This window comes from Streptomyces sp. NPDC093598, from assembly GCF_044764825.1.
Lineage (GTDB): Bacteria > Actinomycetota > Actinomycetes > Streptomycetales > Streptomycetaceae > Streptomyces.
The window spans coordinates 40,867-58,744 of the sequence record NZ_JBIWIV010000015.1 but is presented as its reverse complement, the minus strand read 5'-3'; the positions used below and the strand labels follow the sequence as shown (position 1 = coordinate 58,744).

12 protein-coding genes and 1 pseudogene are annotated in these 17,878 nt (G+C 72.3%); 5 read left to right on the top strand and 8 right to left on the bottom strand.

Annotation, left to right across the window (positions count from 1 at the left end):
* Positions 1-438: 438 nt before the first annotated feature.
* The 3 genes and pseudogenes from ACIRDU_RS31285 to ACIRDU_RS31275 form a co-directional block, all read right to left on the bottom strand.
* A pseudogene (locus ACIRDU_RS31285) lies at positions 439-1,488 on the bottom strand (cation:proton antiporter); the annotation flags it as partial.
* A complete protein-coding gene (locus ACIRDU_RS31280) occupies positions 1,489-2,952 on the bottom strand; it encodes an arabinose isomerase (RefSeq protein WP_403585702.1) in 1,464 nt (487 codons plus the stop codon).
* 2 nt (positions 2,953-2,954) lie between these two features.
* Positions 2,955-4,253 carry an MFS transporter gene (locus ACIRDU_RS31275; RefSeq protein WP_403585699.1) on the bottom strand — a complete coding sequence of 433 codons (1,299 nt, stop codon included), beginning with the start codon at positions 4,251-4,253 and terminating at the stop codon, positions 2,955-2,957.
* 208 nt (positions 4,254-4,461) lie between these two features.
* Between ACIRDU_RS31275 and ACIRDU_RS31270 the strand changes: the two genes are divergently transcribed.
* Positions 4,462-8,424 carry a glycosyl hydrolase gene (locus ACIRDU_RS31270; RefSeq protein WP_403585696.1) on the top strand — a complete coding sequence of 1,321 codons (3,963 nt, stop codon included), beginning with the start codon at positions 4,462-4,464 and terminating at the stop codon, positions 8,422-8,424.
* Here the strand turns inward: ACIRDU_RS31270 and ACIRDU_RS31265 are convergent.
* The 4 genes from ACIRDU_RS31265 to ACIRDU_RS31250 form a co-directional block, all read right to left on the bottom strand.
* Positions 8,421-9,440, bottom strand: a complete 1,020-nt coding sequence (locus ACIRDU_RS31265) for a LacI family DNA-binding transcriptional regulator (RefSeq protein ID WP_403585693.1) — start codon at positions 9,438-9,440, stop codon at positions 8,421-8,423. The genes ACIRDU_RS31270 and ACIRDU_RS31265 overlap by 4 nt on opposite strands.
* Positions 9,441-9,556: 116 nt before the next feature.
* Positions 9,557-10,324: a carbonic anhydrase gene (locus tag ACIRDU_RS31260; protein ID WP_403585692.1), complete on the bottom strand. Its 768-nt coding sequence runs from the start codon at positions 10,322-10,324 to the stop codon at positions 9,557-9,559.
* Between the two features lie 131 nt (positions 10,325-10,455).
* Entirely contained in the window at positions 10,456-11,724 is a 1,269-nt protein-coding gene (locus ACIRDU_RS31255; RefSeq protein ID WP_403585689.1) for an MFS transporter, read from the bottom strand.
* Between the two features lie 96 nt (positions 11,725-11,820).
* Entirely contained in the window at positions 11,821-12,252 is a 432-nt protein-coding gene (locus ACIRDU_RS31250) for a helix-turn-helix domain-containing protein (protein WP_403585687.1), read from the bottom strand.
* A gap of 78 nt (positions 12,253-12,330) precedes the next feature.
* On the opposite strand from ACIRDU_RS31250, the gene ACIRDU_RS31245 reads away from it, so the two are divergent.
* The 3 genes from ACIRDU_RS31245 to ACIRDU_RS31235 are packed head-to-tail and all read left to right on the top strand — an operon-like array spanning position 12,331 to position 15,032.
* Positions 12,331-13,191, top strand: coding sequence for a methyltransferase domain-containing protein (locus tag ACIRDU_RS31245; protein WP_403585684.1), 861 nt, complete (start codon positions 12,331-12,333; stop codon positions 13,189-13,191).
* 51 nt (positions 13,192-13,242) lie between these two features.
* Entirely contained in the window at positions 13,243-13,953 is a 711-nt protein-coding gene (locus tag ACIRDU_RS31240; protein ID WP_403585682.1) for a ThuA domain-containing protein, read from the top strand.
* Positions 13,923-15,032, top strand: a complete 1,110-nt coding sequence (locus ACIRDU_RS31235) for a Gfo/Idh/MocA family protein (RefSeq protein WP_403585679.1) — start codon at positions 13,923-13,925, stop codon at positions 15,030-15,032. The genes ACIRDU_RS31240 and ACIRDU_RS31235 overlap by 31 nt, the downstream gene beginning before the upstream one ends.
* A 2-nt stretch (positions 15,033-15,034) precedes the next feature.
* Here ACIRDU_RS31235 and ACIRDU_RS31230 read toward each other — a convergent pair whose 3' ends face one another.
* Positions 15,035-16,513: a glutamate-cysteine ligase family protein gene (locus tag ACIRDU_RS31230; protein ID WP_403585677.1), complete on the bottom strand. Its 1,479-nt coding sequence runs from the start codon at positions 16,511-16,513 to the stop codon at positions 15,035-15,037.
* 142 nt (positions 16,514-16,655) lie between these two features.
* Between ACIRDU_RS31230 and ACIRDU_RS31225 the strand changes: the two genes are divergently transcribed.
* On the top strand, positions 16,656-17,837 hold the full coding sequence (locus ACIRDU_RS31225) for an MFS transporter (protein ID WP_403585674.1): 1,182 nt from the start codon (positions 16,656-16,658) through the stop codon (positions 17,835-17,837).
* Positions 17,838-17,878 lie beyond the last annotated feature (41 nt).

Below are 17,878 nucleotides of genomic sequence, written 5' to 3'. Positions count from 1 at the left end.
ATGACACGTCGTGGGGTGTCGGGCCCTGTGACGGTGCGGAGGGAGACGGGCCGGCGGTGCGGCGGTGCGGCGGTGCGGCGGTGCGGCCGGCCGCGACTGTCTCACCTGGGCTTCAGCGTCTCCCCCCTCCAGCTGCTTCCACCATCGGGCCCCACCCTCATCCTTCCCGGTGGCCGTGCTGTACGAACGCCCGGCCGCGAGGGGGTGTTCGGTCCGGGAATGGGTGCTGTCACGGATGGCGGCGCGGCCGGGTGTGTCGAGGAGGCAGTGCGCGGTGCCCGCGTTCCGGCGGACTCTCCCGCTGAACGCCCATCGCGCTCGTCGTGACCGCTCTGCTGCCGGGGATCGGGCGCACCGGGCGATGTCGAGGACGTGGAGCGGCACCGCGCCCGACCTGCTCCGGAAGCTCGGCCGCGAGGACCGTCCGGAACCGACCCGCTACGCCGTCCGTGTGGGGCTGATCGAACGCTGGGCGTGCCCGGGAGCGGACGGTGTGCCGTCGGGCTCGGTGTCGTGCGCCGGGGCCGGGGGGCGGGGCAGGTGGCCCTGGCCGGCCCGGAGCACGCGGGCGGGCAGGTGCGCGCGTCCGGCGGCGATGGGTCCGAGGACCGCGAGGACGAGGACGTACCCGGCTATGAACGGGGCGAGCCGGGCGTCGAGCCCGGCGCCGGCGGCCATGGCGGCCAGGATCAGCGCGAACTCCCCGCGGGCGACGAAGGTGGCCGCCGCGGCGGCCGGTCCGACGACGGACACGATGTCGCCGGGGTGGACGGAGAGCCCGAAGGCGAAGAAGGAGATGGCCGCGAAGGCGTCGCGCAGCGGGTGCACCAGGTCCCGGATGCGCGGGCCGGAGGGGGTACCGGCCAGGATCAGGCCGACCATGAACGCGCCGATGGCGTCGGCGACCCCGAGGACCTCGGCGACTCCCGCCACGAGGACGGCCGCGCCGAGGAAGCCGATGACGAGCAGTTCATCGTCGCGGGTCGCGACGAGCCGCCCGACCAGCTTCGTGCCGTAGCGGGCCGCGGCGGCCAGCAACAGCAGCAAGCCGAAGGCCTTGGCACCCTGGAGGACCATGTCGCCGACGCCGTGGGCGCCGCCGATGACCGGCTGGAGGGCGGCCAGGTACAGCGCGAGGAAGATGTCCTCGACCACGATGACGCCCAGGATGAGGCGTGTCTCCGGGCGGCCGATGCGGCCCAGGTCGATGAGGATCTTGGTGACGATGGCGGACGAGGAGATCCCGAGGACACCGGCGAGGACCAGCGCCTCCCGGACGCCCCACCCCAGGGCGAAGCCGAATCCCAGCCCAGCGCCGACACTGAGCAGCAGGTAGATGCCACCCGCCGTCAGCAGGCGCCGGCCGCCGCTCCTGAGCTCGTCCAGGTGGAACTCCAGGCCCAGGTAGAACAGCAACAGCACCAGTCCGAGCGCGGAGAGCATCTCGAAGTCGTGGGCGTCCTCGACGATGACCAGGCCCGGGGTGTGTCACACCTGCCGGTGGTCGATGCCCAGCAGGCTCGCGGCCGCCCTGAAGTCGGCCGCGTGGCGTCCGACCGCGAGGGACCAGTGATGGCCGACGCCCGTGGCGCTCCAGGCGTCGACCCACTCACCCGGGTCGCGGCCGAAGTCGACGCGGCTGGTGGTGTTGCCGATCTCCAGCAGCGGTCCCGGTACGACGGTGCCCTCGGAGGTGACGAACGACAGGCTGCCGTCGGCGTCCTGGCCGAGGCCGAGCAGGGTGACGGGCCCGTGCCGGACGTCGAACTCGACGCTCACGCCCCAGCCGCGTTTGCCGTGGTAGACGCCGAGGCCGCGCAGCAGCGGGTCGCGGGCGCCGACCGCGAGGTGGGCGGGGCCGTCGTGGCCCATCTCCACCACGCCGTCCTCGAAGTCGAGGGCCTGGATCTCGGTGAAGGAGCCTCCGGCGCCGACGCTCTGGGAGGCGAGCTGGGCGACGGACGTGCGCAGTTCGTACTCGCCGGCCGCGGGGACGCCCCGGGCGGTGAGCAGTGAGGCGCCGAGGATCATGCCGGCGCCGAGCCGCTCGTGCAGTTCACCGTCGAGGCCGCGGTGGTAGTAGGCGAGGCTGTCGAGCTCGAAGTCCGCCACCAGCCGGTCCAGGGCGACGGACACGGTCGCGCCCCAGGCGAAGTCCTCCTCCACCACGCTCTCGTCGAGGGTGAAGATCTGCCGGGCGAGCGCCATCCGCTCCCGGGTCTCCGCCTCGGTCACGCGCTCCACGCGGTGCCTCAGGTCGTCGAACTCCAGCACCTCCACGTGCGAGCCGAACGTCGTGGCCAGCAGTGTCGGATCGGTCTGCACGTCGAGCATGCCGGGATACACGTGCCCCATGAGGCCGTGCCGGGCGTGCCGGAGCGCGGCGCGGATGTGCGCGGCCCGGATCCACTGCTCGATACGCCGCCAGGCGGACTCCTGGCGCAGCCAGCCCGACACCGACCGGAAGGGGATGCCCGCCCGCCGGAAGACGTTGCCGACCTCCGGGACGGGGCACTGCCCGCAGTAGGCCAGCCAGGCCCCGGTGTCGAAGGCGGCGTGGTCCATCCTCTCGGACGGCTGGAGGTCGATGACCAGCACGGGTGTGTGCGAGCGCTGCGCGATCGGCAACACCATCGACGAGGTGAGGTAGGTCGTCAGGAACAGCACGATCAGATCGCAGTCGGCCCGCCGCAGCTCCTCGGCGGCACGCGCGCCTTCCTGGGCGTCGGAGACGAACCCGGCGTCGGTCACCTCCGCGTCCATCTCCCGGAAACGGTCGGCGACCTGGGCGGCCGACTCCTTCAGTTGCGGGAGGAGGCCGGGGAACTGCGGCCAGTAGGTGCCGAGTCCGCCGGCGACCAGCCCGATCCGGGTGCGGCGCCGGGTGACCGGCGGCAGCAGGTCGCGCAGGGCGGCCGTCCGTTCGGACGTGCGGTCCGCGGTCGTTGCCATGGTCAGTGCTCCTTGTCGGAAAGGCCGGCGGGCGAGGGGCTGGGGACGCGCAGGTCCGCTCCGTCCCGCACGGCGCTCGCGGAACGCGGGACCAGGACGCGGACGATGAACACGCCCGCGAACGCCGCCGCGGTCATGCAGGCGGTGATCGTCCAGAGCAGGACGGACGGGCTGTGGTCGGCGAGGGCCGGGGTGAAGAACGCGGCGACCGCGAAGACGCCCCGGGACAGGGCGTAGGTGAGGCCCTGGGTGGTGCCGCGGGTGTCCGCGGGCAGCGTGAGCTGCGACCACACCTTGTAGTTGGCCTCCCCGGCGAAGGGGTGGGAGAGCTGGTAGAGCACGAAGAAGACGAGCATGCCGGCGAGTGCGCCCGCAGTCAGGGACGCGATGACGAAGGCGAGGATCTGCACCACCGCGGCCACGTGGAACAGCCGGTCGCGCCAGGGACTGTCGGCGACCCGTACGAAGGCGAAGGTCAGCAGCACGCCGATCGGGATGAAGGCCAGGTTGATCCCGGTGGCCAGGCTCTGCGAGGCGTCGCTGACGGTGACGAGCAGATAGGTGCCGAACTGGCCGAAGGTGTTGGCCCCGAGGCCCCAGGTCACGTAGAAGACGAACGTCGCGGCCATCGGCAGCAGGGCGGCGCGCGTCCACACGTTCTTCAGAGCAGGGTCTTCCGCATGGGTCTCCGGGTCCGTCCCCGACAGCTCGTCGGGCAGGTCGTCGGGCAGTTTCAGCCGGGACCGCAGGGCCCAGGTGACGAGCGCGGCGACGGCCAGCTGCCCGGTGATGAGGCGGGCCCCGGTCATGCCCGTGGTGGACAGGGCGAAGCCGAGGAAGATGGCGACGGCGATGCCCAGCATCCACATGACCTGCGTGAACGCCACGAGTCTGCCCCGGGCCCAGGAGGGTGCCGCGTCCGAGACCACGGCCAGGGACGTCGGCAGGTCGGCGCCGGCGGCGAGCCCGGCCAGGAGGACGCCGACCAGCAGGGTGATGTCGTCCGGCGCGAGCGTGATGACGAGGGCGCCGATCGCGAAGCAGAAGATGTCCCAGTTGTAGACGCGGCGGCGCCCGAAGAGGTCGGCGAGCCGTCCGCCGACGAGGGAGCCGACGGCGATGCAGCCGGTGACGATCGCGCTGATCGCCCCGGCCATCCACACCCCCATGTCATAACCGTCGCGGTAGATGGCCAGGCTGACGGAGATGCTCACGATCAGCCCGGCGTCGAGGTAGGAGGCCATGCCCGACAGGGCGGCGGCCTTCCAGAGCGGTGTGGGGATGGGGCGGGTACCGGCCATGATGCGACTCCGTCGTCTGGTGACATCGCGGTTCCGGGGGCCTGGTCGCAGCGAATATAGGGCGAGAAAAACGTTGCAACAAGGTCTCGTGCAGGCGCGGGTGACATGACGTCGGTTCCCTCGGCCGTGTACCGGGATATGGCGTGGCAGCTCCAGCTCCCCTACGGTGTGGACGACCCAAAACGTTTTTAGGGGAAGGACCACGTCCGTGCTCTCCCCCGCGCTCCGGCAGCTCTTCGAGAACCCGCCCCGCGACTTCGGCCCGACTCCCCTGTGGTGGTGGTCGGGCGCCAAGGTCACCCGCGAGCGACTCGCCTGGCAGCTGCGGGCGTTCGCGGAGGGCGGGGTGCACAACCTGGTCGTCATCAACCTGGCCCCGGCCGGCCCGACGTTCGGGGCCCGGGCCGACGATCCGGCCTGGTTCGGCGAGGAGTGGTGGGCACGCTTCACCGACGCCTGCGAGGTCGCGGCGGAGCTGGGCACACGACTGTGGTTCTACGACCAGATCGGGTTCTCCGGGGCCAATGTGCAGGGCGGTGTGACACGGCGTCATCCCGAGGCGGCCGGACTCGCGCTGCGCTGCCGTGCCGTGAACGTCTCCCGGGGCCGGGTCGCCCTGAGGGAGGCCGAGACGCCACTGGCCGCGTACTCGCGGCAGGGCCGGCGGTTCGACCTCTTAGTGGACGGGCGGATCGCGGCCCCCGACGGCAGCACGGTGCGACTCGTCGCCGCAGTCCCGACGGCGTTCGACTACCTGCACCCGCACGCCGTGGACCTGCTGATGGACACGGTCCACCACGAGTACGACCGCCGTGTGCCGGAGTACCTCGGCACCGTCATCGCGGGCAGCTTCCAGGACGAACTGCCCGGCACCAACGCCTGGAGCCACCGTTTCGCCGACGAGTTCCGCGCCCGGCGCGGCTACGACCTGCTCGACCACCTGCCGGCCCTGTTCGGCACGAACGGCGGTGTGCCTGACGGCAAGATCCGCGCGGACGGGAAGATCCGCGCCGACTACTACGCGGTCCGCGCGGAGCTGACCGAGGAGGCCCTGTTCCGGCCGCTCGCAGCCTGGCACCGCGAGCGCGGCCTGCTGCTGGGCAGCGACCAGAGCCACCCCGCCCGCGCGGGCTATCCGGCCCAGTCGACGCAGATCTACACCGACTACTTCCGCACCCACCGCTGGTACGGCGCCGCCGGCAGCGACCACCACGGCGACGCCAAGGTGCACTCCTCCATGGCCCACCTCTACGGTCACGAGCGCGTCTGGATCGAGGCGTTCCACTCCTCCGGCTGGGGCGGCACGCTGGAGGACACCTACGACTGGCTGCTGCCGTTCCTGCGCAGCGGGGCCAACCTCTACAACCCGCATGCCAGTTACTTCGGCACGGCGGGCGGCTGGTTCGAGTGGGCTCCGCCGTCCACCGACTGGCGCCAGCCCTACTGGAAGCAGTATCCGGCGTTCTCCCGGGCCGTGGCCCGGATCTGCTCGATCATGTCGTGGGGCGGCTACGCGGCCGATGTGGCGGTGCTGCACCCCACCGCCACCATGCAGGCCCTCGTCCCGCTGGACGCGCCAGTCCGGCACTTCGGCGACGGCCGGCTGGGTCACGGCCACGCCCACGCCGACGAGACGCAGCGGCACTACCTGGACCTGTGCGGCACGAACAACTGGCTCGGGCCGCATGCCGGTGCCCTGGACCGGCGCGGGATCTCCTTCGACGTCGTCGACGACGACTCGGTGCAGCGCGCCGAGGCCACCGGCGGCACCCTGCGGATCAGGGACCTGGCGTACCGCGCGGTGCTGCTGCCCTCGACGAGCGTGCTGGAGGAGGAGACGGCGCGCCGGCTGGCCGAACTGCTCGACGTGGGAGGGCGGGTCGTGGTCGTGGGCCGTCCGCCCGCGACGGCCGCGGGCCGGGCCGGTGACGACGCGGTCGTGGCGGCCCTGCTGGCCCATCCCCGGCTGGAGCGGGTGGGCGACCCCGAGGCCGGCGCCGCGGCGGTGGCCGGCGCGGCCGGGCATGCGACGGGCGATGTCCCGCTGCTCGTCCGGCGGAAGGGGAACGAGGCGGTGGCCCTGGTCACGGCCGCTTTCCCGGAGATCGGCGCGCATCCGCTGCGGCCGCCCGGCTCCGCCCCCGAGCCCGCCCGCACCTCATCCATCACCGTCCGGGCCTGTGTCGCGGAGGCCGAGGTCTGGAATCCGGCGACCGGCTCGCGCAGCCCTGCCCGGGTCACCGTCTGCGACGGCGGTGCCCGCTCGGCCATCGAGGTGGCGCTGGGCGGCGCGCCCGCGGCCCTGGTCGTCTGGCGTGAGGGCCGTCCGGAGCCGACGCCTCCCGTGGCCGGGACGGCGGTCCAGGTGCTCGACCTCTCGACCGGCTGGCACGGCCGGCTGATCCCCACGATGGACAACACCTGGGGCGATCTGGCCATGCCCCCGGGAGCGTCCGTGGCCGAGCCGCAGATCTGGAGCATGGAGTGGAGCGACGGTGCGGCCTGGGAGCGGACCCGGGTCACCTACGGCAACCGGGTCCGGGTCCTGCCCCCGGTGCCGCTCGATCGGGCTCCCGAGCCGTTGGACCCGGTGAGCGTGGAGCGGGTCCTGGCCGGTGAACTGCCCCTCGTGCCGCCGGACTCGGACTGGGACGTCGGGGTGTACTCGTCGAGCCGTGGCATCCCGGACCAGGGCGGGTTGCTGGGCGTCAAGGGGCTGGTGAACGAGGAGTTCGTGCGCGTTCCCGTGCCGGTGCGCGGAACGGCCGCCCGGGTCCGGGCGATCGTCGAGACCGGCCGTCGGGGGCCCGCCGAGCTGCACGTCGGCGCGGAGGCGGTCAAGCGGGTGTGGTGGAACGGGGAGCCGCTGGGCCCGGACGGTGACGGCCATGTGGCCTCCGCCCGGGTCATCGTGGCCCGCGACCGCAATGTGCTCGAGTACGAACTGTCGGACGCCCAGGACCGGCCCTCGACGATCTCGGCCGATGCGGGCACACCGCTCGGCAGCTTCTTCTGTGTGTCCGAGCCGGGTGGGCTCGGGCCGCGCCCGCGGTTCATGCGCCCGCCCGACGGGGTCCGGCCCGACGGCCGGGTCGCCTACCGCGCACGGCTCCGGGTCCCGGCCGGCGCTGCGCGGGCGGTGCTCGTCGTGGGTGCCGCCTCGGCGGTGACCGTGCTGCTCGACGGGGACGTGGTGGCACGGCAGGAGAAGGTCGAGTACTACGAGGCGGACTGGGGCGCCGTGCCCATGTTCTTCCGCCACGAGCCGGAAGTCGGGGCGGGCGAACACACGCTGGAGGTCGTGGCCGACAGCGCGGATGTCCGGGACGCGGTGTTCGTCGACCTGGTGGTGCGGTCGGGGTCCGGGGTGACGGCCGTGGTCAGTGGCGCCGGCTGGGAGGCCGGGACGGGCGCGTGGCGGGGCCGGACCGTCGAGGACGAGCGCAGGCGGGGCGAGTTGCAGCACGTCCACGCCGCCGTACGGCCGCACCCGCTGCCGGACACCGCGTGGCTCAACGGCCGTCCGGTGCTCGGCGGTGCCGTGTGGCCGTCGCGTTCCACCGATGACGTCCACGCGACGCCGCAGCGCTTCCGGTTCACGGTTCCGCCGGGAACGGTGTCGCTGGAACTTCCGTTGGCGCTGCACGCGCACGTACGGGTCGGAGGCGGAGAGGAACTGGCCCCGGCGGGTGATCAGCTGACGCTCCGTGCACCGCTCACGGCACCCACCGAGGTCGAGGTGGTCACCGAGCCCACGGCCGTCCTCCGGGGCGGCTCCGCCTGGCGTGGGCCGGTACGGGTACGGACGGTGCCGGCGCCGTTGCCGCTGGGCGACTGGCGTGAGCAGGGGCTGGGCGGTTGGAGCGGTGGCGTGACGTACGCGCGTGCGCTGGAGGTGCCGCCCGGGCCCGATCCGGTGCTGGATCTCGGGCGGGTGCGGGGCAGTGTGGAGGTGTCGGTGGACGGGGAGTTCGCCGGTGAGGCGTTCTGCGCGCCCTACCGCTTCCCGTTGCGCGGTGCCGCCGGGCGGACCGTCCGGTTGGAGGTGACGGTACGGGGCACACTGGCGCCGTATCTCGCGGAGGCGACACCCACCGCATGGGCCTTCGCCTCCCAGTTGTCGTCAGGGTTGTTCGGGCCGGTGACGCTGCGGATTCCGGCCGAAGGCTAGTCGTCGGAGGACCGCCGGGTGGAGTCGCGTCGGACGAGGCCGGGGGCGAAGACGCGGGTCTCGTGGAGGTGGTCCGCGCGGGCCTCGATCTCGTCGAGCAGCATCTCCACGGCCGCCCGGCCGAGGTCCTCGACCGGCTGCCGGACCGTCGTCAGGGTCGTCGCCCCGAAGGTCGCGACGTCGAGGTCGCCGTATCCGACGACCTGCACGTCCTCGGGGATGCGCACGCCCCGTTCGGTGAGCCCGCGGCACAGGCCCGCGGCGAGGAAGTCGTTGGTGCAGAACACGCCGTCGGGCAGGTCCTTCAGCCCGCGGGCGATCTCCGTGCCGTACGCGACGGTCATCCGCTCGGCGACGACCTGGCCGAGCCGGGCCTCGCGCCGACTGCGTACGGCCTGCCGGGCACCCTGGTAGCGGTCGGCGCACTGGCGTATGCCGCGCTCGCCGTTGACGACGAGAAGGTCGCGGGCCCCGCTGTCGAGAAGGTGCCGTACGGCGATGCGGCCGCCGGCGATGTCGTCGACGGAGGCCGAACACCCCTCCCGGTCGGGCATCGCGCGGTCGGCCAGGACGAGCGGGATGCCCCTCTCCCGCAGCCGGGCCAGCCGGCCCGGGTCGGCGCTGAGCGGCACGACCACGACTCCGACGGCCCGCTGCTCGACGAGCATGCTGAAGTAGCCCTGCTCCCGTTCCGGGGCGTCCCCGCTGTGGCACAGGACGAGGGAGTAGCCGTGGTCGTAGGCCGCGTCGGCGGCGCCCCTCGCGATGCGCGCGTAGAAGGAGTTGGTCACGTCGGGCAGCACCAGCCCGATCGCTGAGGAGTGGCCGGTGCGCAGGCCCGCGGCGCCCGGGTGGGGGACGTAGTCGAGCGCGGCGACCGCGACACGGACGCGCTCGGCGGTCCGGGCGTTGACCCGCTCGGGCCGGTTGAGCACGTTCGACACCGTGGACACCGAGACGCCGGCGGCGGCCGCGACGTCCTGGATGCGGGCGGGGCGTGCCGGAACGGCGTCCACCCCCCTCGCTGTTGCAGCCGTGCGACCAGGCACGACGGTGACCTTCATGGGCGCCGCAAGTATAACGTGACCGGGCGTAGAACGTTTTTCCCCGCCCGGTCTCCGTCGGCCCCCGGTCAGGCGGAGGGCGCGCCGGTGAGAACCTCCACGCGGCCGGTGTCGAGCGAGTAGTAGGCGCTGACGACGGCGAGGTCGCCCTTCTTCACGAGTGGCGCGAGGTCCTTGTTGGTCCGCAGGTCGGCGGCGGTCTGCTTGGTGTGGATCCGGACCATCGCGTCGACGGGGTCGGCGTGCCGCTGCTTGACGGTCTCCCGGTAGGCGGGCCGCAGGGCTTCGGCGATCGACTGGAGGTTGCCGGGCAGTGGCTTGTCGTCCTTCAGCGCCCCGTACGCCGCTTTGACGGCGCCGCAGCGCTGGTGACCGAGGACCACGACGAGCGGGGTGCCGGACGTCATCGGGCCGTACTCCACGGAGCCGACGACGACCGGTCCGACGACCTGCCCGCCGGTGCGCAGCACGAACAGGTCGCCGAGGCCCGTGTCGAAGACGAGCTCCGGCGGCACACGGGAGTCGATGCAGGAGAGGATCACGCCGTACGGGTCCTGCGCCTCGGCGACGAACTCCCGCCGCTTCGGATCGCGGTCGGGGTGCTGCAGTGTGCCGTCCACCCAGCGCTTGTTGCCGTCCATCAGCCGTGCGAACGCGGACCAGGGCGAGTCCGGTCGCGCGGCCGCCGCGGGAGAGGGCGAGGGCATGCCCGCCGCGGCCGCGGCCTTGCCCGTGCCGGTGGTGTCCTTCGACGAGCAGGCGGTGAGCAGCGCTGCGCCGGCAGCCAGCCCACCGGTGAGTATGGCCCTGCGCTGCGGTGCTTCGACGTTGGCCATCTGACCGTCCCCTTTCGATCGCCGCCGTCCCTGGTGGAGGCGGTGATGCCACTCTCGTGGGAGGCCGGTCAGCACCCGTACAACGCTCGTGCAGCACAGGAGAAAGGCTGATCCAAAACGGAGCTGCCGGGTCAGGACCGTGCCGCGCCGGTCGCCGCACCGCTGGGGGCCGCCGTCGAGCCGCTCCCGAAGCGGATCCCCTTGGCCTCCTTGCCGAGCGCGCTCAGCAGGATCACCACGGCCAGGGTGGGCACGATGGTCCATGCCATCGCCGACGGGTAACCGTGGCGCTCGGCGAGGGCCTCCTGGATCGGCAGGTTGAGGGCGGCGATGAGGTTGCCGAGCTGGTAGGTGACGCCGGGGTAGAAGCCCCGGACGGCGTCCGGGCTCATCTCGGTCAGATGCGCCGGGATGACGCCCCAGGCGCCCTGCACGCACACCTGCATCAGGAAGGACGACAGCATCAGCCAGCCGACGGTGGTCGACAGCACGAAGAACGGCACAACGACCAGGCCCGCTGCCGCCGCGATCATGATGGTCCGGCGGCGGCCCAGCCGCTCGGAGTACGCACCGAGCACCACTCCGCCGATCATGGCGCCGATGTTGTAGACCACGGCGATCGCGATCGACGTGTTCGCCGACAGGTCGAGGCCCTTCTTCACGAAGGTCGGGTAGATGTCCTGGGTGCCGTGGGACATCCAGTTGAAGGCGGTCATCAGCGCGACCAGGTAGACGAAGCGCCGCAGCACCGCCGGGTTCCTGAACACCTGGTGCGCGGGGGTGCGGTTGAGCCGGACGCTCTTCTCCCACACCTCGCTCTCCTCCACCCTGCTGCGCACCCACAGTGCGACCAGGGCGGGCAGCAGGCTGAAGGCGAACAGGCCGCGCCAGCCGAAGGCGGGCTCGATGGCGAAGAACGCCACGGCGGCCAGGAGATACCCCAGCGAGTAGCCGCTCTGCAGCAGGCCCGACCAGAATCCGCGCCGTTCGGTGGGGATCTTCTCCATGGCCAGGGCCGCGCCCAGGCCCCATTCGCCGCCCATGCCGATGCCGTAGAGCAGGCGCAGCACCAGCAGCACGGTGTAGTTGGGCGCGAAGGCGCAGGCGAAGCCGACGATCGAGTAGAAGACGACATCGACCATGAGGGGGACGCGGCGGCCTCGGCGGTCCGCCCACATGCCGAAGAGCAGCGCGCCGATCGGCCGCATCACCAGGGTCGCGGTGGTGAGGAAGGCCATGTCGGTGAGGGAGACGTGGAAGTCGTCCGCGATCTCGCTGTAGACGAGCACGACCAGGAAGTAGTCGAACGCGTCCATCGCCCAGCCGAGATAGGCGGCCACGAACGCGTTGCGCTGGTCCTTGGTCAGACCCGCTGCCTGCCCTGTCACGGTCTTGAGCACTGCCGCCTCCCGAAGTTCGCAGCCGAGGCTAGGCACGCGGCGACGGGGATCGGGCAAAGCACGGCCCAGGATTGGACCAAGAGCGCGGACGGTCCCTCAGCGGCGTCCGGGGACCCGCCGTCCCGGCGCCGCGACACCGCCGGACGCCGCCGCGTCGATCAGGCGGCGGAAGGTGGGGCACTCCAGGTGGCTCGGCGCGGGGCAGGCGGCGGCGTGCCGCAGGGAGTCCCGCAGGACGCCCAGTTCGCGGATCCTGCGGTCCAGTTCCTCCGCCTTGGCCGACAGCATCCGCCGGTCGATCCGCGGCTGCCCGTCCGGCGCGAACATCAGCGCGATCTCGTCGAGAGAGAACCCGGCCGTCCGCCCCAGCGCGATCAGGGCCAGCCGCTCCAGGACCCCGGGGTCGTACTGACGCCGCATGCCGCGCCGGCCGGTCGAGGCGATCAGCCCCTTCTCCTCGTAGAACCTCAGGGTCGAGGCGGGCACTCCGGCGCGGTGTGCCACTTCGGCGATGTCCAGGTCTGTCATTGTCTTGACCTCAAGTCGACTTGAAGTAGAACGCTGTCATCCCGTCCACGACGAAGGCAAGCAGAGGGAGAGACGAAGATGGATGCCTCACACAGGTCCGACGACGAGCAGGCCGCCCGCTGGAACGGGCCCGCCGGCCACGCCTGGGTGGATCTCCAGGAGGTGCTGAACGAGATGTTCAGGCCCATCGAGGAACTGCTCGTCGACGCCGTTGCCGCGGAACACGCGGCGAGTGTGCTGGACGTCGGCTGCGGCACGGGCAGCATCACCCGGGCCGTCGCCCGCCGGGTGGGCCACTGCGTCGGGGTCGACATCTCCGGCCCGATGATCGAGGCGGCCCGGGCGCACGCCGAGCAGGAGGGCGTACCGGCGTCCTTCATCCAGGCCGACGCGCAGGAGTACGCGTTCGACCCCGGCGCCTTCGACGCCGTCATCTCGCGCTTCGGCGTCATGTTCTTCGGCGACCCCGTGCGGGCCTTCAGCAATCTGCGGAGCGCGGTGAGGGACGGGGCCGGGCTGCGGTGCGTGGTGTGGCGGGGCCCGGAGGAGAACCCGTTCATGACGACGGCCGAACGCGCCGCGGCCCCGTTCCTGCCGGACCTGCCGGACCTGCCCGCCCGGCAGCCGGACCAGCCGGGCCAGTTCGCCTTCGCGGACCCGGAGCGGGTCCACCGCATCCTGGCGGAGAGCGGCTGGTCCGGGATCGACATCCAGCCGGTCGACGTGGTCTGCGCCCTGCCCGAGAAGGAACTCGTCACCTACTTCACCCGGCTCGGTCCGCTCGGCACGGTCCTGCCCGACGCCGACGAGCGGACCCGGGCGGAGATCGTCGAGGCGGTCCGCCCGGCCTTCGATCCCTTCGTGCAGGGCTCGCAGGTCCGCTACACCGCGGCCTGCTGGATGGTTTCGGCGCGGGCCGCCGGCGCGAAACTTTCGTGAGGTCCGGCCCCCTTTTCCGGGCACGGGCGACCGGCGCATAGTGAGATCACGATGACGCAGAAGAGAGCCTTGGTGGTCCGAGGCGGCTGGGAAGGGCATCAGCCGGTCGAGGCCACGGAACTGTTCCTGCCCTTCCTCCGGAGCAACGGATACACCGTCCGGGTCGAGGAGTCGACCGGGATCTACGCGGATGCCGCCGAGATGGCCGCCACCGACCTGGTCGTGCAGTGCGTGACGATGTCGGAGATCACGCGCGACCAGCTGGCGGGGCTCACCGCCGCGGTCGTGGCCGGCACCGGCTTCACGGGCTGGCACGGCGGCATCGCCGACTCGTTCCGCGTCTCCTCGGACTATCTCCACCTGGTGGGCGGCCAGTTCGCCACGCACCCCGGCAAGGAACCGTGCGAGCGCCGGGGTGAGGCGGCGGACAACTTCCTGCCCCACACCATCACCCTCACCGATGCCGGTCGCGCGCACCCGATCACGGCCGGCATCGAGGAGTTCACGCTGGAGACCGAGCAGTACTGGGTGCTCCACGACGACCTCATCGACGTCCTGGCCACCACCACGCATCCCACCCGGCCTTGGCAGCCCTGGCACCGGCCGGTCACCTCACCGGCGGTGTGGACCCGCCGGTGGGGTGCCGGGCGGATCGTGGTGACGACCCCGGGGCACAGCGTCGACGTGCTGGAGAACCCCCACGTCCGGACCATCATCGAGAGGGGCATGCTGTGGGCGACGCGCACCGCGTCGGGGTCGTAGGGCTCGGCGTCATCTCCCGCGCGTACCTGGACACCCTCGTCGGCTGTCCCGGTGTGCGCGTCACCGCGGTCGCCGACCTCGACCCCTCCCGGTCGGCCGCTGCCGCCGCCGAACTGCCGGGCGCCCGGGCGCTGTCGGTCGCGGAGCTGCTGAGCAGTGCGGACGTGGACACGGTGCTGAACCTCACCACCCCGGCGGCCCATGCCGAGATAGCCTTCGGGGCGATCCGCCACGGCAAGAACGTCTACGGGGAGAAGCCGCTGGCCGCGGACCTGGAGGACGCCCGGTCCGTCCTGGAAGCCGCCGCGAAGGCGGGCACCGGGGTGGGCTGCGCCCCGGACACCGTGCTGGGGACGGGAGTTCAGACCGCGCGGGCGGCCGTGGAGGCGGGGAGCATCGGACGCCCCCAGTTCGCCTCGGCCGTGATGGTCACCCCGGGCCACGAACGCTGGCATCCCCAGCCCGACTTCTACTACACGGCCGGCGGCGGCCCGTTGCTGGACATGGGGCCGTACTACCTGTCGTCGCTGGTCCATCTGCTGGGGCCGGTGCGTGCCGTGATCGGGGCGGCCGGGCGGCTGCGCGCCGAGCGCGTCATCGGTTCCGGCCCGCGCGCGGGCGAGCGGATACCGGTCGAGGTGGACAGCCATGTCTCCGGAGTGCTGGAACACGTGGGCGGGACACTGACGACGCTCACGACGAGCTTCGACGGCGTGGCGACGACGGCCGCCCCGATCGAGGTCCACGGCGAGAGCGGCACCCTCGCGGTCCCCGACCCGAACCGCTTCGACGGGGAGGTACGCCTGCACCCGCTCGGCGACACCCGCTGGCGCACCCTTCCGGCTTCAGCGGGTTACGCGGACGGCGCACGCGGCGTCGGCCTGCTGGACTTCCTCACCGCCGACGGTGAGCGTGCGCCGCGCGCCGGTGGTGAACTCGCCCTGCACGTGCTGGAGACGATGACCGCTCTGCTGCGGTCGGCGGCCGAGGGGCGGCGGATCGAGCTGACGACCTCGGCCCGGGTGCCCGAACCCGTGCCGTTGACGGCTGCCGCGCAGTGGCACGGCCGGCCCGGCTGAGGTCAGTCCACGGGCCAGGTGTGCGCGGGCGCGTTCATGTGCATGTAGTCCATGTAGGTCCGGGTCATCTGACGCAGTGCCTCACGCCGGTCGGAGATGCCCGCCTTCTCCAGGTGGTGCACCGTCTCCGCCTGCCACAGGGCGCCGTTGCGGGCCGTGACGCAGCGCTGCTCGATGATGCCCAGCAGGGGCTCGCGCCACTCGGTGTCCATGCCGGTCAGCTCCAGGCCCTTGTGGGCCAGGGGCAGCAGACGCCGCAACACCAGTTCCGTGACCGGCACTTCGCCCACGCCGGGCCAGTACAGGCGGGCGTCGATGCCGTCGCGGGCGGCGGTGTGCAGGTTCTCCTCGGCGACCGAGAAGGACATCCGCGACCACACCGGCCGGTCCTCGTCGACCAGGGCGCGGGTCAGACCGTAGTAGAAGGCGCCGTTGGCGATGATGTCGGCCACGGTGGGGCCGGCGGGCAGCACCCGGTTCTCGATGCGCAGATGCGGGCCGCTGTCGGTGACGGCGTAGATGGGGCGGTTCCACCGGTAGATCGTGCCGTTGTGGAGAGTCAGTTCGCCCAGCTGGGGGACGCCGCCGCTGTCCAGCTCCTGCTGCGGGTCCTCGTCCTCGCACAGCGGCAGCAGGGCCGGGAAGTAGCGCACGTTCTCCTCGAAGAGGTCGAAGACGCTGGTGATCCAGCGCTCCCCGAACCACACCCGGGGCCGTACACCCTGGGCCTTGATCTCCTCGGGGCGGGTGTCGGTGGCCTGCTCGAAGAGGGGGATGCGGGTCTCGCGCCACAGCTCCTTGCCGAACAGGAAGGGCGAGTTCGCCGCGAGGGCGATCTGCACGCCCGCGATGGCCTGGGCCGCGTTCCAGTAGTGCGGGAACTCCTTCGGGTCGACCTGGAGATGGAACTGGGTGCTGGTGCAGGCGGCCTCGGGAGTGATGGTGTCGGCGTACGTCGACAGTCGCTCCACGCCGTCGACCTTGATCCGCAGGTCCTCGCCCCGGGCCGCGAAGATCTGCTCGTTGAGGAGGCGGTACCGCGGGTCGCCGGAGAGCGCGGACTCGCTGACGTCCGACTCGCCCAGGGTCGGCAGGATGCCGACCATGATCAGGTGCGCGCCCACCGCAGCCGCGCGGTCCTCGGCGTGGTTGAGGGCGTCCCGGATCTCCTGCTCCCAGGAACCGGGGCCGCCCGCCGTGAGCTGCCGGGGCGGGATGTTGATCTCCAGATTGAAGCGGCCCAGCTCGCTCGACCAGGCGGGGTCGGCGATCGCCCGGAGCACGTCGGTGTTGCGCATCGCGGGCAGCCCGGCGTCGTCCACGAGGTTGAGCTCGATCTCCAGCCCGACCTGGGGGCGCTCGCTCTCGAACCCCGACTCGTGGAGCATCCGGGCGAGCACCTCGAGGTCGGTGTGCATCTTCTCGCGGTACCGACGGCGGTCCTCCCGGGTGAACACCAGGGCCGGCACGTCACGTCCCATGTGCCCTCCTGCGCTCCTTCGGCCGATACGTCCGCGCCCTCGGCGGATTCGTCTCGTCCCAGAGTCGCACCTTGTCCTCGACCCCGCACCCACCTAGCCTGAGTTTGTGCCGCAAATAAACAAATCCCGAACGCACAGTGCCGTGCCGGGCAACGGCAGCTCTCTGACCCGACTCCGCATCGCCCTCACCGTCTTCTTCGCCCTCGACGGCTTCGTCTTCGCCGGCTGGGTCGTGCGCATCCCCGCCATCAAGGCGCAGACCGGCGCCTCCGCCAGCGCCCTCGGCCTCGCCCTCCTGGGCGTCTCCGCCGGGGCCGTCATCACCATGACCCTCACCGGGCGTCTGTGCCGGCGCTACGGGAACCACCGGGTGACCGTCGTCTGCGCGGTCCTGCTCTCCCTCAGCGTCGCCCTGCCCCCGCTGACCCACTCGGCGCTCGCGCTGGGCCTCGTCCTGCTGCTTTTCGGTGCCGCCTACGGCGGGATCAACGTCGCCTTCAACAGCGCGGCCGTCGAACTCGTGGCCGCGCTGCGGCGGCCGGTCATGCCGAGTTTCCACGCGGCGTTCAGCCTGGGCGGCATGGTCGGAGCGGGGCTGGGCGGACTGGTCGCCGGGGTCCTCTCCCCCACGCGGCACCTGGTGCTGCTCACGCTCGTCGGCCTGCTCGTGACCGCCGCTGCGGGTCCCACGCTCCTGCGGCACGAGCCGCCGGCGCCCCCGGAGCGGGAGCTGCCCGCCGACGGCTCCCCGCGCCGCCTGGACGGCCGCACCCGGGGGCTGGTGATCGTGTTCGGCCTGATCGCGGGGTGCACCGCGTACGGCGAGGGGGCGCTGGCCGACTGGGGTGCCCTGCACCTCCAACAGGACCTGCACGCCTCGGCGGGTGCCGCGGCAGCGGGCTACTCCTGCTTCGCGCTCGCCATGACGGTGGGACGGCTGACCGGCACGACGCTGCTGGAACGCCTCGGGCGGACCCCGACCGTCGTCGCAGGCGGCATCACCGCTGCGGCCGGAATGCTGCTCGGCTCCCTCGCCCCCTCCCTCTGGGCGGCCCTTCTCGGCTACGCGATCACGGGCATCGGCCTCGCGAACCTCTTCCCTGTGGCGGTGGAGCGCGCGGGCGCCCTCGCCGGCCCCGGCGGCGTCGCCACGGCCTCCACCCTGGGCTACGGCGGCATGCTCCTCGGCCCGCCCGCGATCGGCTTCATGGCGGACTGGTTCACCCTGCCGGCCGCACTGACCAGTGTGGCGGTGCTGGCGGCGGTGGCGGCGGTCGTCGGGGCGCTGGTGGGGACGGCTGCCCGGCAGGCGGCCGGGGGCTGAAGGAGGCAGGCTTTCCAGGGGGGATGCCGGTGATCCTGGGT